At 71.5% G+C, this 18,684-nt stretch carries 2 protein-coding genes; both read right to left on the bottom strand.

What is annotated here, in order from left to right:
- Nucleotides 1-19: 19 nt before the first annotated feature.
- Nucleotides 20-9,193: an SDR family NAD(P)-dependent oxidoreductase gene (locus ACFUN8_RS15770; RefSeq protein WP_383636758.1), complete on the bottom strand. Its 9,174-nt coding sequence runs from the start codon at nt 9,191-9,193 to the stop codon at nt 20-22.
- Nucleotides 9,190-18,684 (bottom strand): amino acid adenylation domain-containing protein, encoded by a 9,495-nt coding sequence (locus tag ACFUN8_RS15765; protein WP_383636755.1) that lies wholly within the window; start codon nt 18,682-18,684, stop codon nt 9,190-9,192. Before ACFUN8_RS15765 ends, ACFUN8_RS15770 begins: the two co-directional genes overlap by 4 nt.

The raw sequence follows: 18,684 nt of genomic DNA, 5'->3' as shown, positions 1-18,684 counted from the left end.
CTTTCGTTCGGCTCTCGGGTCATGCCTGTCCCCGCCCCCGGTGTCCGTCGTGCACGAGCAGAGGACGCAGCAAGGCGCTCAGAGCGGAGATGGGTACGGACTCGTGGTCGCGGTCGTTGTCCTGCTCGTGGTCTCGCTCGTTCTCGGGCGTGGGCGTGGGCGTGGGCATGGGCGTGGGCATGGGCATGGGCGTGAACGTCGTTGTGGGCGTGGGCGGATGGTCTGGGGCCGACGCTTCATGGGTGGCGAGGTCCGCGGCGATCTCGTCGGCCGTACGCGCCCGCATCAGCAGCGACGGATCGACGGTTCGACTACTGCGCTGCTCAAGGGCCGTGGTCAGCTCGGCGATCACCAGAGAGTCCAGGCCGAGTGTCTGGAGCGGACGGTCTCCCGGGTCCTCCCCGAGCACTTGGAGGAAGGCTTCCCGGACCCGTGTGCGCATCCCCGCGACATCACCCCCGGTGCGCGCCACCGCCGCCGGGACGGAATCGGCGGGCACAGCGGACTCGGCAGGCTGGGCAGCCTCCGGTGGGGTGGTGGCGGGAGCGCTTCCCGGGAAGATCACGGCGCCACCCGACCGCAGGTGGTCGAAGAAGGCGTCCAGTGCCTGCTCGGCGCTGACCGAGTACGCGGCGGAGAACGACTCGTCAGCCCGCATGCCGATGCCCGTCCAGTTCGGCCACGCGTGTGCGGTGACCGTGGTGACGGCGTCGTTCTCCCGCTCGGCCAGGGCCAGTTGGTAGGCGTTGGCGAGGCTGTAGTCGACCAGACCCCGGCCGGCCGCGGCCTGTGTGCCGGCGATCGAGGACACCAGGACGGTGAAGTCGGCGCCCTGCTCCTTCGCCAGCCGTACGACGTTGAGCGAGCCGGGGACCTTGGGCGCGAGCACCTTCTCGGCGTCACCCCATGCCCGGCGGTGCATGGCCCCGAACGGGTTGACCCCGCCGGAGGAGTGCACGACGCCGACCAGCCGGCCCCAACGCCGACCGAACCGCCCGGCCGCGGCGGCGAGCGCCGCCGGGTCGGACACGTCGCAGGCCAGGTACTCGACCTCGGCGCGCCCCGCCAGCTCCCGCAGAGGGGCTGAGGTCCCGGCATCGACCACCGACCGGCCGATGATGCCGATCCGCCTGGCTCCCCGGTCGATCAGCCGTTCGGTCAGACGCAGCCCTACGGCGCCCAGTCCTCCCGTGACCAGGTAGTACCCGGAGGCGGGCAGGGCGTACGACGGGCCGGCAGGCGCGGGCACCGGTTCCGGGGTGTACCTGACGCCTCGCCGGTAGGCGGCGACCACCGTCCCGGCGTCAGCCCCGGCCGCCGGACCGGCACTCAGGGCGGCGTACTCGGCCGCCAGGCGGACGGCCTGCACCTCGGCCGGGTCGGCCGGGTCGAGATGGACAACCGAGGTGGGCTTACGGTTCTCCGCCCCGGCGGCCCGTACGGCCATGGCCATGGCGACCCGCGCCGGGGACAGCTCGCCACGCTCGTCGGGATGTACGGCCACGCCGTGGAATCCGGCCCAGAGCAGTTTCCCGTGTGCGGGCAGCGCCTTCATCAGGTCGCCCAACTCGGCCCAGAAATGGTTCAGTTCGGCGGTCCTGCCGCCCTGGTTCAGCTGACTGACCCGGGCGTCGACCACGATGGTCGCGTCCGCCTGTCGACCGGGCTCGGCGACGGTCACGCCCCGGTCCCGGAGGGCCGCCGTCAGCGCATGCCCGATCTCGGGGTCGGCGGCGACCACGCGTACCGTGGCCGGGCCGGCCACGAGCGCGGGGGCCAGTTCGCGGGCGCGCCACTCGATACGTACCGCCTCGCTCCCGGACGGCGCCGGACCCGGCACGACCGTGGGACCTGGCAGGACCGTGGGGTCGGTGGTGTGCCAGTACGACCCTCGCGCGAAGGGATAGGTGGGGAGGTCCGTGACGCGGGCGCCCTTCGCGGAGAGCCCGGCCCAGTCGGTGTGCGCGTACCCCGACCTGACCAGATCCACGACGTCGGCGGTCCGGGGCGCGGCCTCCTCTGCCGTCAGGTCGATGTCGACGCGAGCCACCGGAGTGTTCCCGGCGGCGACGGAACGTAGTGCGGCCGCGAGTTCGGCGGAGTCACGTCCACGCACCGCGGTCTGGAACTCCAGTGGTGAGCGGCCGGTGTTGGCGGTGTGGCAGAGATCGGCGGTGTCCCAGGCGTCGCGTGCTGTCTCGAAACGTTCCGCGTAGGTGTCGGCGAGGGTTCGTAGTGCGGTCTCGTCGGCGGCGCTGACCCGTACGACATGCGAGTCCTGAACCGGCATCTCACGCACCGGCACCACAGGGGCTTCCTCCACGATCACATGGGCGTTGACCCCGCCCATACCGAACGCACTCACCGCCGCACGCCGAGGCACCCCGTTCCGGCGCCACTCCACCGCACGATCAGCCAGATAGAACGGCGTCTCCTCGAAACGAATGTGATCATTCGGACGCACCACATGCAACGACGGCGGAACCGTCTCATGCTCCATCGCCAGGAGGACCTTGACCAGTCCGGCCAGCCCGGCGGCCGGCTCCAGATGACCCACATTCCCCTTCAGCGAACCGATCGCGCAGTACTGCGACTTGTCCGTCACCCCACGCCACGCACGTGTCAGACCCTCGATTTCGATCGGATCACCCAGACTCGTCCCCGTCCCATGAGCCTCCACCAACCCGATCGACTCGACCGGTACACCCGCGTCCCGGAGCGCGGCAGACACCACCTCCTGCTGCGCCGCACTGCTCGGCACCGTCAACCCACTCGTACGACCACCATGATTGACCGCACTCCCCCGAACCACACCCCGCACCCGATCACCATCACGCAACGCCGCACCCAACGGCTTCACCACCACCGTCACCACACCCTCCCCCGGCACAAACCCATCCGCCCCCGCATCAAACGGCCGGGATGTGCCCGAGGGAGAGAGTGCGCGCAGGTTCTTCATCGCGACGTAGTGCAGGGGAGAGAGTGCGACGCGGACACCGGCGACGATGGCCTGTTCGCACTCGCCGTCACGGATACTCCGCACCGCCGTGTGCAACGCCACCAACGACGACGAACACAACGTGTCAATCGTCATGCTCGGCCCACGCAGATCCAGGAAGTAACTCACCCGGTTGGCCAGGAACGCGTTGTGGTTGCCCAGACCGCTGGGCGCGTCCAGCTCCGGCGCGATGTTGTAGTCCTTGTAGTGCTGATAGCTGGCGCCCACGAACACACCGGTGGACGGGGACAGTTGGCGCGGCGGGAGGCCGGCCGACTCCAGCGCCTCCCAGGTCGAGCGGAGCAGCCAGCGGGCCTGTGGGTCGAGCACCTCGGCCTGCTTGGGGAAGAAGTCGAAGAACCGGGCGTCGAACTCCTCTACGTTGTCGAGGAATCCGCCGACATCGGGCTCGTGTCCGTTGGCGTACCGGCCCCAGCGATGGGCCGGCGCCGGACGGATCTCCTGGCCCGAGCCGGCGAGCAGCGACCAGAGCCGTTCCGGGTCCGGGGCGCCGGGGAGCGCCAGGGCCAGCCCGATGACGGCGATGTCCTGTTCCTGATCGTCGGCGGTGCCGGGGGCCGGCTCGCGGACCGTGGCCACGTCGCGAGTGGCCGCCGCGTCGCGAGCGGTCACCGCCGGGGCGAACACGCCCTCGTCGTCGGCCAGTTCGGCGACGAGCGCGGCGAGAGTGCGGCAGTCCGCCGCGTCCAGAACGTCCGTCGGGCTCAACTTCACCCCGTACGCCGCCTCGACGTCGGCCGCGATGGCGGTCGCCAGCATGGAGTCGAGACCCACCGTGGACAGCGAGGTGGTCGCCATGACACCGGGGTCGCGGAGAACGTCCCGTACCACCGTGAGGATCGCCGCCTCCGCCGCCGCGTCCTTCGGTGCGCGGCGGGTGGGGGGTGCGGGTGGTGCGGTGTCGTTCGCGGCCACGGTCTTGTACTCGATGTCGTCCAGCCGGACGAGCACCCGGCCGTCGGCGGCGAGCAGGGACGCGTCGCCGCGCCGCGTACCGTCGCTGTCGGGCTCGGCGCCTTCGAGCAGTACGAACTCCGCCCGCGCCGCGTCCGCCCAGCGCACCGCCCGGCCGATGGAGACGGGCAGATAGGTGGCCGAGGGTGCCGCGGGATCCGCCAACGTGAGTACGGCCATGGCCTGGAGAGCCGCGTCGAGTGCCACCGCCTCGGCCTCCAGGACACTGCCGACCGGGAGGTCGATCCGCGCGAGTACCCGGCCGGACCCGTAGCGCACCTCGGCGACGGACCGCAACGGCGCGGTGAGTTCCATGCCCTTCGCCGCGAACCAGGCGTAGAGACCGGCCGGTTCCAGCGTCCGGTCGAGCACGGCACGCAGGGTGTCGAGATCCACGGCGGCGGGCGGCGTGGCGGGGACCTCGGTGGTGGTGAGCCGGGCGATGACCCGGTCGGCGTGCCGGAAGATGGCCGGTCCGGTACGGGTGAGGTCGTCCAGATCGGTCGTGAGGGGATGGTCTCCGGTCCCCCGGCCGGTGAAGGTGATCTGCCGCAGGGCACCGCTCGCCCGCAGACCGAGGGCCACCAGCAGTGCTCCGGGCACGGTCTCCTCGCCCAGGACACGGTGGGCGCGCGAGAGTCGCCGTACGACGTCGGTCGTGTCCGACGGTGTGACCCACGTCTGCGTCGCGACGGGCGTGGCGGCGAGCGACGCGACGGGCGTCACGGCCGGCGTCGCGACTTCCTCGGATCGCGGGCCGAACGGATAGGGCGGGAGGGCGGCTCGGCCCGTCGTCGGGCCCGGGTACACCGTGGTCCAGTCGACGGTGCCGCCACCGACGTAGCGGAAGGCCGGGCCGCTGAGCCCGGTCGACGCGCTGTCCAGCACTCTTCCGCCGCGTACGACAGTGCCGGGCGCCCGGTCCGCCAGGCGCAGCGCCTCGGCCAGCCCGGCGCTCAACTCGCCGGCCGTGGCTCCCAGAACCGCGACCCGGTACGCCTGGTGGTCGCGTCCGACGGCGCTGGAACGGCACAGGGCGCCCAGTCTCGGCGCGTTCTCCTGCCGCAGCAGTGACCGGACGTCCGCCATGCGCCGGGCCAGAGTGTCCGGGGTGTGCGCGGACAGGACCAGCAAATGCTCGTCCGGTACGGCGCCGACGGCCGGACGGCTCTCCTCGCCGGGCGCCTCGTGCGGGGACTTCCCGACGTACTCCTCCACGACGACATGGGCGTTGGTCCCTCCCATGCCGAAGGAGCTGATTCCCGCCCGGCGCGGCCCGTCCGAGTTCCACGGCTGCGGCTCGACGGGGATCACGAACGGCCCTGCGGACAGGTCCAGATGGCTGCTTGGGGTCTCGAATCCTGCGACGGGCGGGATCTCCCGATGCCGCAGGCACAGCAGTACCTTTACCAGTCCGGCGAGTCCGGCCGCGGGTTCCAGATGACCGATGTTGCCCTTCACGGTCCCGATGTGGCACGGGTCGCCCCGGTCCGGGTCACCGCCGAACACCTCGGTCAGCGCGGCGATCTCGATCGGGTCGCCGAGCCTGGTCGCCGTGCCGTGCGTCTCGATCAGGGAGACGTCCGCCGGGACCAGTCCGGCATCGTCAAGTGCCGCCCGTACGACCGCGGCCTGGGCCTCGCTGCGGGGCACCGGCAGGGCGCTGCCACGGCCCCCGTGGTTGACGGCCGTACCGCGGATGACACCCCAGATCCGGTCGCCGTCCCGTTCCGCGTCGGCGAGCGGCTTCAGCATCACGGCCAACGTGCCTTCGCCGGGGAGGAATCCGTCCGCCCGCTCGTCGAAGGGCCTCGGCCGCGTGCCGGACAGGGCACCGAGCTGGCTCAGGCTGCGGTAGTACCACGGAGTCAGACCGACCTGGCAGGCCGCCACGATCGCGGCGCCGCAGTGTCCCGCGCGCAGCGCGGCGACCGCCTGCTGGATGGCGACGAGGGACGACGAGCACAGGGTGTCGACGGTCTGCGAAGGTCCGGTCAGATCAAGCGCGTACGAGATCCGGTTGGCCAGTACCGCGTTCATGGAGCCGAGCGCGGTGTGCGGTCCGACGGTCTCCAGTCCCTGCGCGTCGCGGTGATGGGTGTAGGTGGCGCCGACGAAGACGCCGATGTCGCGGCGGCCGGCGAGACCGCTGTCGTCCCGCACCGTCCAGGCGTGCTCCAGCAGGAGTTTCTGCTGTACGTCCATCTCGTCGGCCTCGCGTACGGAGATGCCGAAGAAGGTCGGTTCGAAGCGGTCGATGCCGGTGACGAAGGCACCCGTACGGCAGTAGGTGCCCGTCATACGGGGACCGCGTTCCTCGAAGTGGGCGTCGATGTCCCAGCGTTCGGCCGGCACTTCGGTGAACGCGTGACCGCCGGAGCGGAGCAGGGGCCACAGCTCCGCCACACCGCCGACCGCGCCCGGGAGATCACCGGACACGGCGACGATCGCGACGTCCGCGTCGCGACCGGTGGCTGTGTGCCGTCGCGGGCGCGGGGGGTTCGGGGAGGGCGTCGGGGTGGGAGTCGCCGCCAAGGTCGGCTCGATGGTCTCGGCCGTGTCGCTGCTCTCGACGGTCGCGGGCTCGCCGGCTTCCGGCGCCGTAACCGCGACGGCCGCGCCGTAACGGCCGGTCAGGGCCTCGACGAGTTCGGTGAACTCGCCATACTCCAGGAAGAGCGTCGCCGGAAGGTGGATACCCCACTTGCCGGACAGGTCCTCCGACAGCTCGACGCTCATGATGGAGCTCATGCCGTAGTCCGACAGCGGGGTGTCGCGGTCGAAGGATGTGACGCCCAGCCGCTCGGCCAGGAACCGTTCCAGCGCGTCCGCGACGCGCTCCCCGTCGCCCTCACCCGTGGAGTCGGTGGCTTCCTGTGTACTGGTGGGCCCGCCGAACTCCGGCCCGGTGTTGTCGAGTTGCGGTTCGAGTTCAACAACCACGTCGCCGGCGTCCGGGTGGGCAACAATCACCTGGTGGGGGCCGTCTTGCGTAGCCAGTAGCGCGATCAGGGCGTCCAGACCCTCCGCGGTGTCCAACGGCCTGACTCCGCGCCGCCGCAACTGTTCCGCGACCGCCGTGCCCATGCCCACCTCGCCCCACAGGCCCCAGTCGACACTCAGCCACGGCGAGCCGTGTGCGTGCGCGAACGCGTCGAGGTAGGCGTTGGCCGCGGCGTATCCGCCCTGCCCGAGATTGCCGAACGTGCCGGAGACCGACGCGAACAGCACGGCGAAGTCCAGGTCGTGCCCGGCCACCGCGGCGGCCAGTTCCCGAACGCCGTCGGCCTTCGGTCTCATCACCGCCGCGATGTCCTCGGCGGTGGCGCTGCGGATCAGTCCGTCCTTGAGAGTGCCTGCCGCATGGACCACGCCGTGCAACTCGCCGAACTCCGCGCGGACGCGCTCCACCACGGCCGCCAGGGCGCCGGGGGTGGTCACGTCCGCGCTGTAGGACGCGACCTCGCATCCCCGCGCGCCGATCGCGGCCGTACGCTCGTGGTCGGCACCGGCCGCTCCGGAACGGCTGACCAGCGCGACGACTCCGGCGCCTTCCCGTGCGAACCGGTCGGCGACCTCCAGGCCGAGCCCGCCGTGTCCGCCGAGGACGAGGTAGCGGCCGCCCTGTCTGATGGGCCCCTGCCCCCTGTGGGGCACGGCGTACGCGGACCGGTCGCGCACCCGGACGGGTACGTGGCGAACTCCCTGCCGGTAGCCGACTTCGGTCGGGCCGCCGGCGGCGCCGAACTCCACCAGGACTGCGCGGAGCGTGTCGTCGGAGGGTTGGTCGATGTCGAGTAGGCGCGGGTGGAAGCCCGGGTGCTCGATGGCGGCGGTGCGGACGAAACCCCAGATGGCGGCGCGCGCGGGCACCGGACGGTCGCCGTTCGCGACCGGCTGCCCATCCCTGGTCACCAGGAAGAAGCGGGACTTGCGCTGCCGCTCGCCGAGGGTACGGAGGGCGGCCAGGCAGCCGTACAGGCCGAGGCGGAGCTCCGCCTCCTCCCCCGGAGCGCCGTCGTCAGGCGCGCCGTCGGCGTTCCAGAGGTGCACCACACCCGCGACGGGGTCCCCGATCTCGTCCCAGAGCTGCCGGAACGCCTCCTCGTCCGGCTGCGCGAGAATCCGCCGATCACGGTCGTGCGCCTGTGCGTGTGCGTGTGTCTGTGTACGTGCTGCCGGTGCCGGTGCCTGTACTCCGGTCGGTCCGACGCCGACCTCCACCACACGGGCTCCCTCGGCCCGGAGTTGCCAGGCGGCGCGCTCACCGAGGCTGCCTGTACCACCGTTGTGCAGCACCACCCACGTTCCGGTCGCGGGGTCGTGCCGCTCGTCGGTCGCCGGCGCGGGCCGCCAGTCGATCCGGGTGATGGGCAGCATGGCCGCCCGCGACGGGGCCGGGGCGACCGGCGGTCGCGACACGGCGGTCGTACGACGCATCCGCAGCCCCTCGAACTCCGCCACGACCTCGTCCCCGGGCCCCAGCAGCTGGGCGTCCGCAGTCGCGTACGCACCGTCGACGCCCGTCCTGCGCACCAGGACCGTCACACCGGCCGACAGGACCGAGAGATCGGCGAGGACCGCGAACCGAGCGACGCCGATCGGCAGCATGGGATACGGGCCGACGTCTCCCGTGAGGTCCTGGAGCGCGCAACTGACGACCTGGAACACGCCGTCCACCAGCAGCGGATGGGCGTACCAGGGCATGGGCTCGGCGTCGGACCGCAACGTGGCCCGGGCCACGCCTCCCTCTCCGACCGCGAGTTCCCTGACGGTACGGAAGTCGGGACCGTACTGCAGGCCCTCACGCGCCCAGCTCTCGTACAGCCGCTCCGAGGTGATCGTCCGCGTACCCGTCATCTGCCGGGCGGTATCGGCGCGTGGCGCCTGGACGGCGCCCTGGAGCAGTCGGCCGGTTCCGGTGGACAGCGGCTTGCGGTCGCCGGCCACCACGGTGCTCAGCTCGAAGCCGGTCTGCGGGCCGAAGGACACGTCGAGCCGGACAGGAGCCGCCGCGTCGTCGGCGATGGTGAGGGGTCGCAGGAATGTCACATCGGTGAGCTGCAGCGGGGTGAACGGCCGACGTTGGGCGACGCCCACCATCGCCATCTCCAGCTGCACCGCCGCGGGCAGCAGCCCGATGCCCATGGAGCGGTGCTGGGCGATGAAGGGCTCCTGGCCCGTGAACGTCTTCTCGTAGGTCTCGCCGGGGTACGTCACTGTCCCTCACTCCGGTGCTCGTAGTGACGGTCGAACAGCGGGTGGCTGAGTGTGCTCGTCCCAGTACCGCTGCGGCGAACAGGCGGCGCGGCCAGCTCCTGTCGGTTGAAGGGGTAGGTGGGGATGGTGGTGGTGCGCCGGCCCTGGCCCTCGTGCAGCCCGGCCCAGTCCAGATCGGCGCGACTGTGGTTGTAGTGCTCGGCAACCGCCGCATGAAGTTGGACCTGATCGGTTCGGTCACGTCGCAAGGTGCTCAGCCACACCGGCTGTGTCTCGCCCCATGACGCCTTCGCGAGCGACGTCAGCTGAGGATGCGCACCGATCTCCCACACCGACCCCGCACCGACCCCGGCCAGCGCGGTGACGGCCTCGGAGAAACGCACCGGCTCTCGAATCGCACGCCCCCAATACGCCGGATCGCAGGCCGTTTCGGCGTCATGCCACCCGCCCGTCACGGTCGACGCGAACCCGATCACCGGAGCCGACAGCGGCCTGCCCGCCACCGCCTCGGCGAACGGCGCGACCGCACCCTCCATCGCGGCCGAATGGAACGCATGACTGACCGTCAGCCGCTGGGTCCGCAGACCGGAATCCTGACAGAAACCCGATATAGCGTCCGCCGGACCCGTGATCGTGACCGATCGACGCGCGTTGAACGCCGCGACCTCCACCCCCGGATACGCGGCAACAGCGGCCAGAACAGCCTCCGACTCCGCATGCACCACCGCCATCGCACCCTCACCCGGCTGCGACTCCATCAACCGCCCACGCACCGCCGTCAACTCCAGCAGATCCCCCAGATCCAGCACACCCGCCACCCACGCCGCCGTCAGCTCCCCCAGACTGTGTCCCACCACCACATCCGGACGCACCCCCACCGACTCCAGCCACCGCACCAACGCCACCTGCACACTCACAATCGCCGGCTGCGCACACCCCGTACGATCCAGCCGGCCCACAGCCCCCTCACCGAACAACAACTCCACCAACGGCACATCCACATGCCCGTCCAACAACCCCGCACACTCGTCCAACGCCGCCCGAAACACCGGCTCCACCGCATACAACCCACGGCCCATACCCACATACTGCGAACCCTGCCCCGTAAACATGAAGGCCGAAGGCTGTGCCTTGCCGCCCTTCCGGGACAGGGCACCACGGCCCGTTACGACGTCCTTCAGCCCGGCAGCGAGTGCGCGGCCATCGGCACCCTGCACCGCCACCCCGTAACGGTGCGCGGCACGACCGGTGTTGGCGGTGAACGTGAAGTCCCCGACCTCGTCCTCCGGAGTGTCGATCAGAGTCTCGGCGTAGGTGTCGGCGAGGGTGCGGAGCGCGGTCTCGTCGGCGGCGCTGACCCGTACGACATGCGACTCCTGAACCGGCATCTCACGCACCGGCACCACAGGGGCTTCCTCCACGATCACATGGGCGTTCACGCCGCCCATACCGAACGCGCTGACCGCCGCACGCCGAGGCACCCCGTTCCGAGGCCACTCCACCGCACGATCAGCCAGATAGAACGGCGTCTCCTCGAACCGGATGTGATCATTCGGACGCACCACATGCAACGACGGCGGAACCATCTCGTGCTCCATCGCCAGCAACACCTTCACGAGCCCCGCCAGCCCGGCGGCCGGCTCCAGATGACCCACATTCCCCTTCAGCGAACCGATCGCGCAGTACTGCGACTTGTCCGTGATCCCGCGCCACGCCCGCGTCAGACCCTCGATTTCGATCGGGTCACCCAGACTCGTCCCCGTCCCATGAGCCTCCACCAATCCGATGGACTCGACCGGTACGCCCGCGTCCCGGAGCGCGGCAGACACCACTTCCTGCTGCGCCGCACTGCTCGGCACCGTCAACCCACTCGTACGACCACCATGATTGACCGCACTCCCCCGAACCACACCCCGCACCCGATCACCATCACGCAACGCCGCACCCAACGGCTTCACCACCACCGTCACCACACCCTCCCCCGGCACAAACCCATCCGCCCCCGCATCAAACGGCCGCAGGGCATTGGAGGGAGAGAACGACCGCAGTCGTGCGCCCAGTTGGAAGTACTGCGGTGACATCGCCAGGTGCACACCGGCGACGATGGCCTGTTCGCACTCGCCGTCACGGATACTCCGCACCGCCGTATGCAAAGCCACCAACGACGACGAACACAACGTGTCGATCGTCATGCTCGGCCCATGCAAATCCAGGAAGTAACTCACCCGGTTGGCCAGGATCGCGTTGTGGTTGCCCAGGCCCGCCGCCGTCTGTACGACGTCCCCGACGACCATGTCGCGGTAGTGCTGGTAACTCGCGCCCACGAACACCCCCGTGGACCGCTGGGTGGTTCCCGCCAGGCCGGCGTCTTCCAAGGCCCGCCAGGCGGACTGGACGAGATGACGCTGCTGGGGGTCGATCCACTCCGCCTCGGCGGGCGAGAGCCGGAAGAACCCGGCGTCGAAGTCGGTCAGCCCTTCGATGAAGCCGGCGCGCCTGAGGTAGACGGTGCCGGGCTTGCCCTCCGTGCCGTAGTACGAGTCGATGTCCCAGCGGGACGCGGGCACCTCGCTCAGGCAGTCCACGCCCTCCAGAAGTACCCGCCACAGCTCGTCGGTGTTCGCGGCGTTCGGGAACACCCCGTCGAAGCCGATGATGGCGATGTCGTGCACATCCGCGTCCAGATCCGCGGCGTCGCGCACCGGGGAGAGGGGCGGCTCGACCACCTGCACCGGGGCCGGGTCGCGGGGCGCGTCCGGTACCCGAACCGGCGGCGGGGCCATGGCGGGCTCCGGGTGCGCCTGGGGCGCGGCGGCCGCTGGAGCGCCGGCCGTGCCCTGGGAGTCCTCGGCGGGCGCCGCGGTGGCGCCGTACTCGTCCCTCAGCTCGGCGGCCAGGCGATCGACGGTGCCGACCTCCAGGACCAGCGTCACCGGTATGTCCACGTCCAGCTTGGCCCGGATGTCCTGCGCCAGCGAGACCGCGAGCATCGAATCGAGCCCCTGCTCCTGCAGGGGTCGGTCCGTCTCCAGGTCGTCGACGTCCAACTCCAGGGCGGCTGCCACCCATTGGGCCACGGCCGCGTCGAGACCTCCGGACGCCGGGCGGCCGGGGCCGGGCACGGGACGGTGACCGTTGGACACGGACGCCGGGATCCGTACGGGGGCGGGCGACGAAGGCGTCGCGGCACGGTGGCCGCTCCGCGTGTCGCCTCCCGTGGCCTGCGACGGCGGCGCCTGCGAGAGCCGCTTCCAGGTGACCCCGCGGGCCTCCAGTACGGGTTCGTCACCGTCGAGTATCACCAGACTCGCGGTCAGCAGACCGGAGTCGGGCCCGGAGTCCCGGTCCCGCCGGGCGTACACGCGGGCGGTGTCGGGGAGCCGGCCGAGGACGGTGAGCCGTTCGACGGTGAACGGCACATACAGTCCCTGCGCGCCGCACGCGGCGAGCGCGATCTGGAAGGCACCGTCGAGAAGCCGGGCGTCCACCGTGTCGGCGGTCCGCGCGCCGGCGGTCCCCGCGCCGGCGCGCAGCACACCCGTCGCCTGACCGGGCGCCACGGACAGCGTGGATACGGTACGGAAGCCGGCGCCGTAGCTGAGTCCGGCGCGTTCGAACGCGTCGTACATCGCGTCGAGGGCGACGGCGGTGAAGCCGTCGGTGGTGGCCGCGGGGGTGAGTGTCGCCTGCTCGGGGCCGGTCACCTCGGCGGTGCAGACGAGGGCGCCGGTGCCGTCGCGGAAGGCGATCGTGGCGTTGTCGCGCTCGGCGGTGAGGGTTGTGGGTGCCTCGACGGCCGCCCGGAAGGTGAGGTCCCGCAGACCGAACCGGTCCTGGCCGATGACCTCGGCCACCTTGCCGGGGTACCCGGCGCCGGGCAGTGTCGGCTTGCCGAGCACCACGTGTTCGGCGGCCTCCGGGTGCTGTGTCCAGGTGCTCTTCGTACGGAGGGACGCGCCGTCGTGGACGGGTGTGTCGGGCTGCTCGGCGGGTTCCAGCCAGAGGTACTTCTCCGCGTGCGGCGCGGTCGGGAACCGTACGCCCGCCCGAGTCCGCCGTCCGGCGGGCAGAGCCGCACCGGCGACGAACGCGCGGGCGGCCTCGGTGAGAGTCTCCCGACTCGCCCCGGCGCCGACCGGCTCCGTGGCACCGACCGGTTCCGTGGCAGCGGTCTCGGACAGCGCCCCGACGCTGAGGGAGCGGATGTCCGTGACCCCGGCCAGGAACAGCCGCAGCTTGTCCTCCAGTTGCTCGACGCTGTCCGCCACGCAGGCCAGCCGGTGTGCGGCGGCGGGCCGCCGTCGGCTCGCCTCGCTCAGCTCGTCCAGGGACGGGCAGTACGCGGAGCGCAGCATCAGCACGAGCCGGTGGGCCAGGGTGCGCAGCGCGTCGTCCGATCCCGCGGAGAGGATCAGCAGGCGCGGGCCGGGCTCCGTACCGTCCGGTGCCGCACCGTCCGGTAGACGGACGGGTCCCGCCTCGACCACTGCGTGGGCGTTCGCGCCACCGAAGCCGAAGCTGCTGATCCCCGCGACGCGCGGGCCGCTGCCCCACGGCAGCAGCCGGTCGGCCACGAACAGGGGCGAACGGTCGAAGTCGAAGGACTTGTTCGGGGTGCTGAAGTTCAACGACGGCGGGATGTGTCCCGCTTGGAGCGCCAGGATCGTCTTGATCAGTCCGGCGATGCCGGCGGCGGGCTCCAGATGACCGATGTTGGTCTTCACCGAGCCCACGGCGACCGGCCGCCGGCCGGCCGGTTCGCCCAGGACCGCGTGCAGGGCTTCGAGTTCGATGAGGTCGCCCAGCTGCGTTCCGGTGCCGTGCGCCTCGACGTAGCCGATGTCGGCCGCCGTACGACCCGAGCCGGCCAGCGCCTTGCGAAGTACCGCCTCCTGGGCCGGCCTGCTGGGTGCCGTGAGGAAACCGGCGCTGCCCCCTGTGTGGTTGACAGCGGTGCCTCGGATCACGGCGAGGACGGGGTCGCCGTCGCGTTCGGCGTCGGCGAGCCGCTTGAGGATGACCGCGCCGGTGCCCTCCCCTCGTACATAGCCGTCGGCGGCGTCGTCGAAGGTGCGGCATGTGCCCTGCGGGGAGAGCATCCCGTTGCGGGCGAAGGAGCGTGTCTTGGTCGGGGTGAGAACCAGGTTCGCGGCCCCGACCACGGCGGCGTCCACGTCGCCCGCCCGCAGATGCATGGCCGCTTGGTGCAGGGCGACGAGGGAGGAGGAGCAGGCGGTGTCGATGACGAAGCTCGGCCCCGACCAGTCGAAGACGTGCGACAGCCGGTTGGCGACCATGGAGGCGGCCGTGCCCGTCGCCACGTGCGGGTCGCGGTATCCGATGCTCCGCGCCACGATCTCCGGGAAGTCGCTCGCGATGGCACCGATGAAGACACCGGTGGCGGCGCCGAGAGACGTGTGGTCGTGGCCGCAGCTCTCCAGGGCCTCGGCCGTGACGCTCAGCAGGGTCCGCTGCAGAGGGTCCATGCGGCGGGCCTCGCGGTCGGTCAGGCCGAAGCGGGCGGCGTCGAAGTACTCGACACCGTCCACCCAGGCCATCGGCACATCGTCGGCCGCCGCGGCGTCGGCTTCGGACCACAGGTGGGCCCAGCCGCGCTTGCCGTCCGGGGCTTGCCGGACGCCGGACACCCCGCCGACGAGGTTCTGCCAGAACTCGTCCGGCGTGGCGGCGCCGGGGAACCGGCACGCCATGCCGATGACGGCCAGGGCGCCGTCGTCGGCCGGCCGGGCGGGCCGCGCGGGCACGGGCTCTGTCGGCGCGGTCTCGGACTCAGGCGCAGGCACAGACACAGGCACGGACGCCAGCTCAGACTCGGGCACGGACTCGTGCTCGGGCACGGCCGGCGTCCGTACGGTGGCGGCCTCCTCGGCCTTCTCGGTCTTCGGGGCGACCAGCCGTACCACGCCTTCCGCACCCAGCAACCGGGCCAGCTTCACCGGCGTACCGGTGGCGAAGATCGACGGGGCGGTGATGGTCGCACCTAGCTCACGGCCGAGTTGTACGGCGGCGAACGTGACGTTGGCCGAATCGCCGCCCAGGTCGAAGAAGTTGGCGTGTACGTCGAAGCCGGAGTGGCCCAGCGTGGCCGCGAACACCCCGGCGATCGACTCCGCCAGCGCCTCGACCGTCACGCCCACCGCCGACTCCGAAGCCACAGCCGACTCCGAAGGCTCCGAGGACTGTGACGGCTGCGAGGACTGTGAGAGCTGGGAGGGCCGCGAGGGCTGCGAAGACTCCGACGGTTCCACGGACTCCGCCCGCGTCGCGGCGGATTCGGGGGCCGAGAGGATGACGGTGTCCCTCGTCGGCACCGGCAGCGCGGCGCGCGCCACCTTGCCGTTGGCGGTCAACGGCAGCGCGTCGAGGGCGACATAGGCGTCGGGCACCATGTAGCGGGGCAGGGAGCTGCCGACGAACGCGTCGAGCCGGGACTTCGTCGGCGTACCGTCGCCCACCAGGTAGGCGGTCAGCCTCGGTTCGCCGCGTCCCTCGAACCGCGCCGCGACGACCACGGCGGCGGTGACACCGTCGAACCTCTCCAGCGCCCGCTCGATCTCCGCGGGCTCGATGCGATTGCCTCGCACCTTCACCTGGGCGTCGCCGCGCCCGAGCCATTCGATCGCGCCGTCCGCGTGCCGACGTACCTCGTCACCGGTCCGGTAGAGCCGCAGACCGGTCACCGGGTGGACGATGAAGACGTCCGCCGTGAGATCCGGCCGGCCGGCGTAGCCACGGGCGAGTCCGGTGCCGGAGAGGTACAGCTCGCCGGTCGCTCCGGCCTCGCACGGCTCCAACTCCCCGTTCAGAACGTGGAGTTCCATGTTCGGCAGTGGTTCGCCCAGCGGCAGGAACGAGCCCACGGAGGTGACCTCGTGGCACGAGGCCCAGATCGTCGCCTCGGTCGGACCGTACAGGTTCCACAGGGCGCGGGCCGGTCCGTGCAGACGCTCGGCGGTGGCGGGCGGGAGGGCCTCGCCGCCGGAGAGCACGGTGAGTTGCGCGTGCGGAGTCCAACCGGTGCCCAGCAGCAGGCGCCACAGACTCGGTGTCGCCTGAGCCACCGTCACATCAGCGGTCAGTTCGGCCAGTTGGGACGGGTCGGCGGCGGTCTCACGGGAGGCCAGTAGCACTGTCGCGCCGACCGTCAGCCCGAGGAGCAGCTCCAGCAGGGAGATGTCGAAGGCCACGGTGGTGTGCGCGAGCACGGTGTCGTCGGCCGAGACGCCCAGGCGCTCACCGATTCCGCCGAGGAAGTTGGCCAGCGCCCCGTGTTCGACCTCCACGCCCTTCGGGTCGCCGGTCGAGCCGCTGGTGAAGAGGAGGTAGGCCAGGCCGGAGGCGGCGACCTGGGGCGGCACCGCCTGCGCCGAGCCGTCCGGCGCGGGCACGCTACGCGCGTCACCGAGCGAAGAACCCAGCTCATGCGTACGGGAGTCGGTGAGGATCAGATCGCACCGCGAGACTTCCACGTACCGCCGCAGCCGCTCCTCGGGGTATCCCGGGTCCAGGGGCAGGAAGGCCGCCCCGGCCCGCAGGATGCCGAGCATGGCGGGGAGCAGCGGGAGGTCCCGCTCCATCAGTACGCCGACCACCGAACCGGACTCGATGCCCTGGTCGTGCAGGCGGGCGGCGACGGCGTCGGCCCAGGCGTCCAGGCCGGCGTAGTCCAGCGTGCGGTCGCCGCTGCGGACGGCGATGGCCTGCGGCCGGTCGGCCACGGTGGCCGCGAACAGGTCCAGTACCGTTCCGGCGGCCGACGGGGTGGCGGAGTTGACGGGCCCCACCGTGAGCGGTTCCGGGGACGGCGCGTCGGACGACGCTTCGGGCCCTGCCGCGCCGTGGGACTCGGGGGCGGGCCGAGGCTCGGAGTGGTGCCCGGAGTCGGGCGCGGGGTGCGGCTCCTCGCCGTGGAGCAGGGCCGTCAGGACCAGGTCCTCGACCTGCTCCGTGAACTCCAGCGCCTCCTCCTCCCCCATCGCGGTCTCGCGGACGAACACGGTGGGCGGACCGTCCCGCAGACACAGCAGGGCGATCTCGGTGTGCGGTTCGGCGGACGCCTCCTCCCCCGCGTCCCGGTCCAGCACCATGACGCCGGTGAAGCTGGGCTCGTCGGAGCCGAGCGGGCGACCGGCGAGGCCGAGCCGGAGTTCGAGGTCGCCGGCGTAGCCCTGGTGCGCGGCCGCCTCGTCCAGCTTGTCCCGCAGGGACTGGGAGGTGTCGCCGTCGAACCGTACGGGGAATCGCGTGGCGGCGATGCCATGGGTCTGCTCGGCGAGGACCCGCGCGGCCGCCGGTGACCAGGCGAAGTCGAAGGTCCGCTCGCCGGTGCGTTCGGCCACGACGGTGAGGAAGGCGCGGACGACCGCGACGGCCTCCTCCCGTGAGCCGGGGGTGAGGGCCAGCTCGTAGCGGCCGTAGTGGGCCCCCGCGGCTGAGAAGTCGTCGGTGGTCAGCGGGGCGGGGCGCAGCTCCTCCAGCCGTGCGCGCCACCACGGTTCGTGTACCCGCAGCGTCTTCTGGGCGGCGGCGATGTCCGCCAGCCGCTCCGCCGAGGCGGCGGGCAGCGGGGAGCCCGGCGTGATGCCGAGCCGCTGCGCGGCGGCCTGGCCGCTCAGCGCGCTCCCGTCGACGGCGGTGCAGTCGCTCAGTACGAGGTCGGCGTCCGGGGCGGCCAGGGTGATGGCCGATGTGGTCACGGACAGCACAGTGGTCTCGGTACGGGGGTCCTCTCGCGGGATCAGCCTGACCTGGCGGGTGAAGACCGCGCCCTGTTCGGTGACGAGGGTCGGTACTCCGAGCGGGTTCGGGAAGGAGCCGTAGTCCAGGGCCTTGGAGATCCGGACGGCCTCGACGGCGGTGGTGCCCGCGTGGATGACACCGCCGGACGCCATGCGGGCGGACCGTCGGTAGAACCGCCGCTCGCGGTCGCTCGTGTCGACCGGCTCGGGCAGGGTTCGCGCCACCACGTGGGGTACGAGATCGGCGAAGAGGTCGATGCCCACCTCGGCCGTCTCGTACGTCAGCGACAGGGCGGTGGAGTGGTCGCGTACCGGGAACCAACGTTCCAGCAGTACGCCGCCGGCGTCGACGGCCTCCGTCATACGGTGCCAGGTCGCCGCGTGCCGGGTCGCGCCTTCGTACAGCGCCCAGGCGGGAACGTGGCTGCCGGAGTAGCGGGGCAGCGGCCCGTCGTGGAAGTTGATCGCGGCCGTTGTCGGGAGGTCGAGGACCTCGGCGGGCAGGATCCGGAAGTTGACCATGCTGAACAGGTAGTCGAACGGCTGCGCCGAGAGCGTCGCGCGCAGGTCGCCGTGCGGATCGAGCACGGGGATCTCGTGTGTGTCCGCCCAGGCGGCCACGGCGGGGTCGTCGCTGAAGACGCCCTCGATCCGTACGCCGGCGTCGAGGAGTTGTGCGGCGCACTGGGTGAGGACCCGGGTGCCGCCGATGATGAAGCAGTTGGTTGCCAT

The organism is Streptomyces sp. NPDC057307 (genome assembly GCF_042667665.1).
In the GTDB taxonomy this organism is placed as follows: Bacteria; Actinomycetota; Actinomycetes; order Streptomycetales; family Streptomycetaceae; genus Streptomyces.
This window is presented reverse-complemented; position numbering and strand designations above follow the sequence as displayed.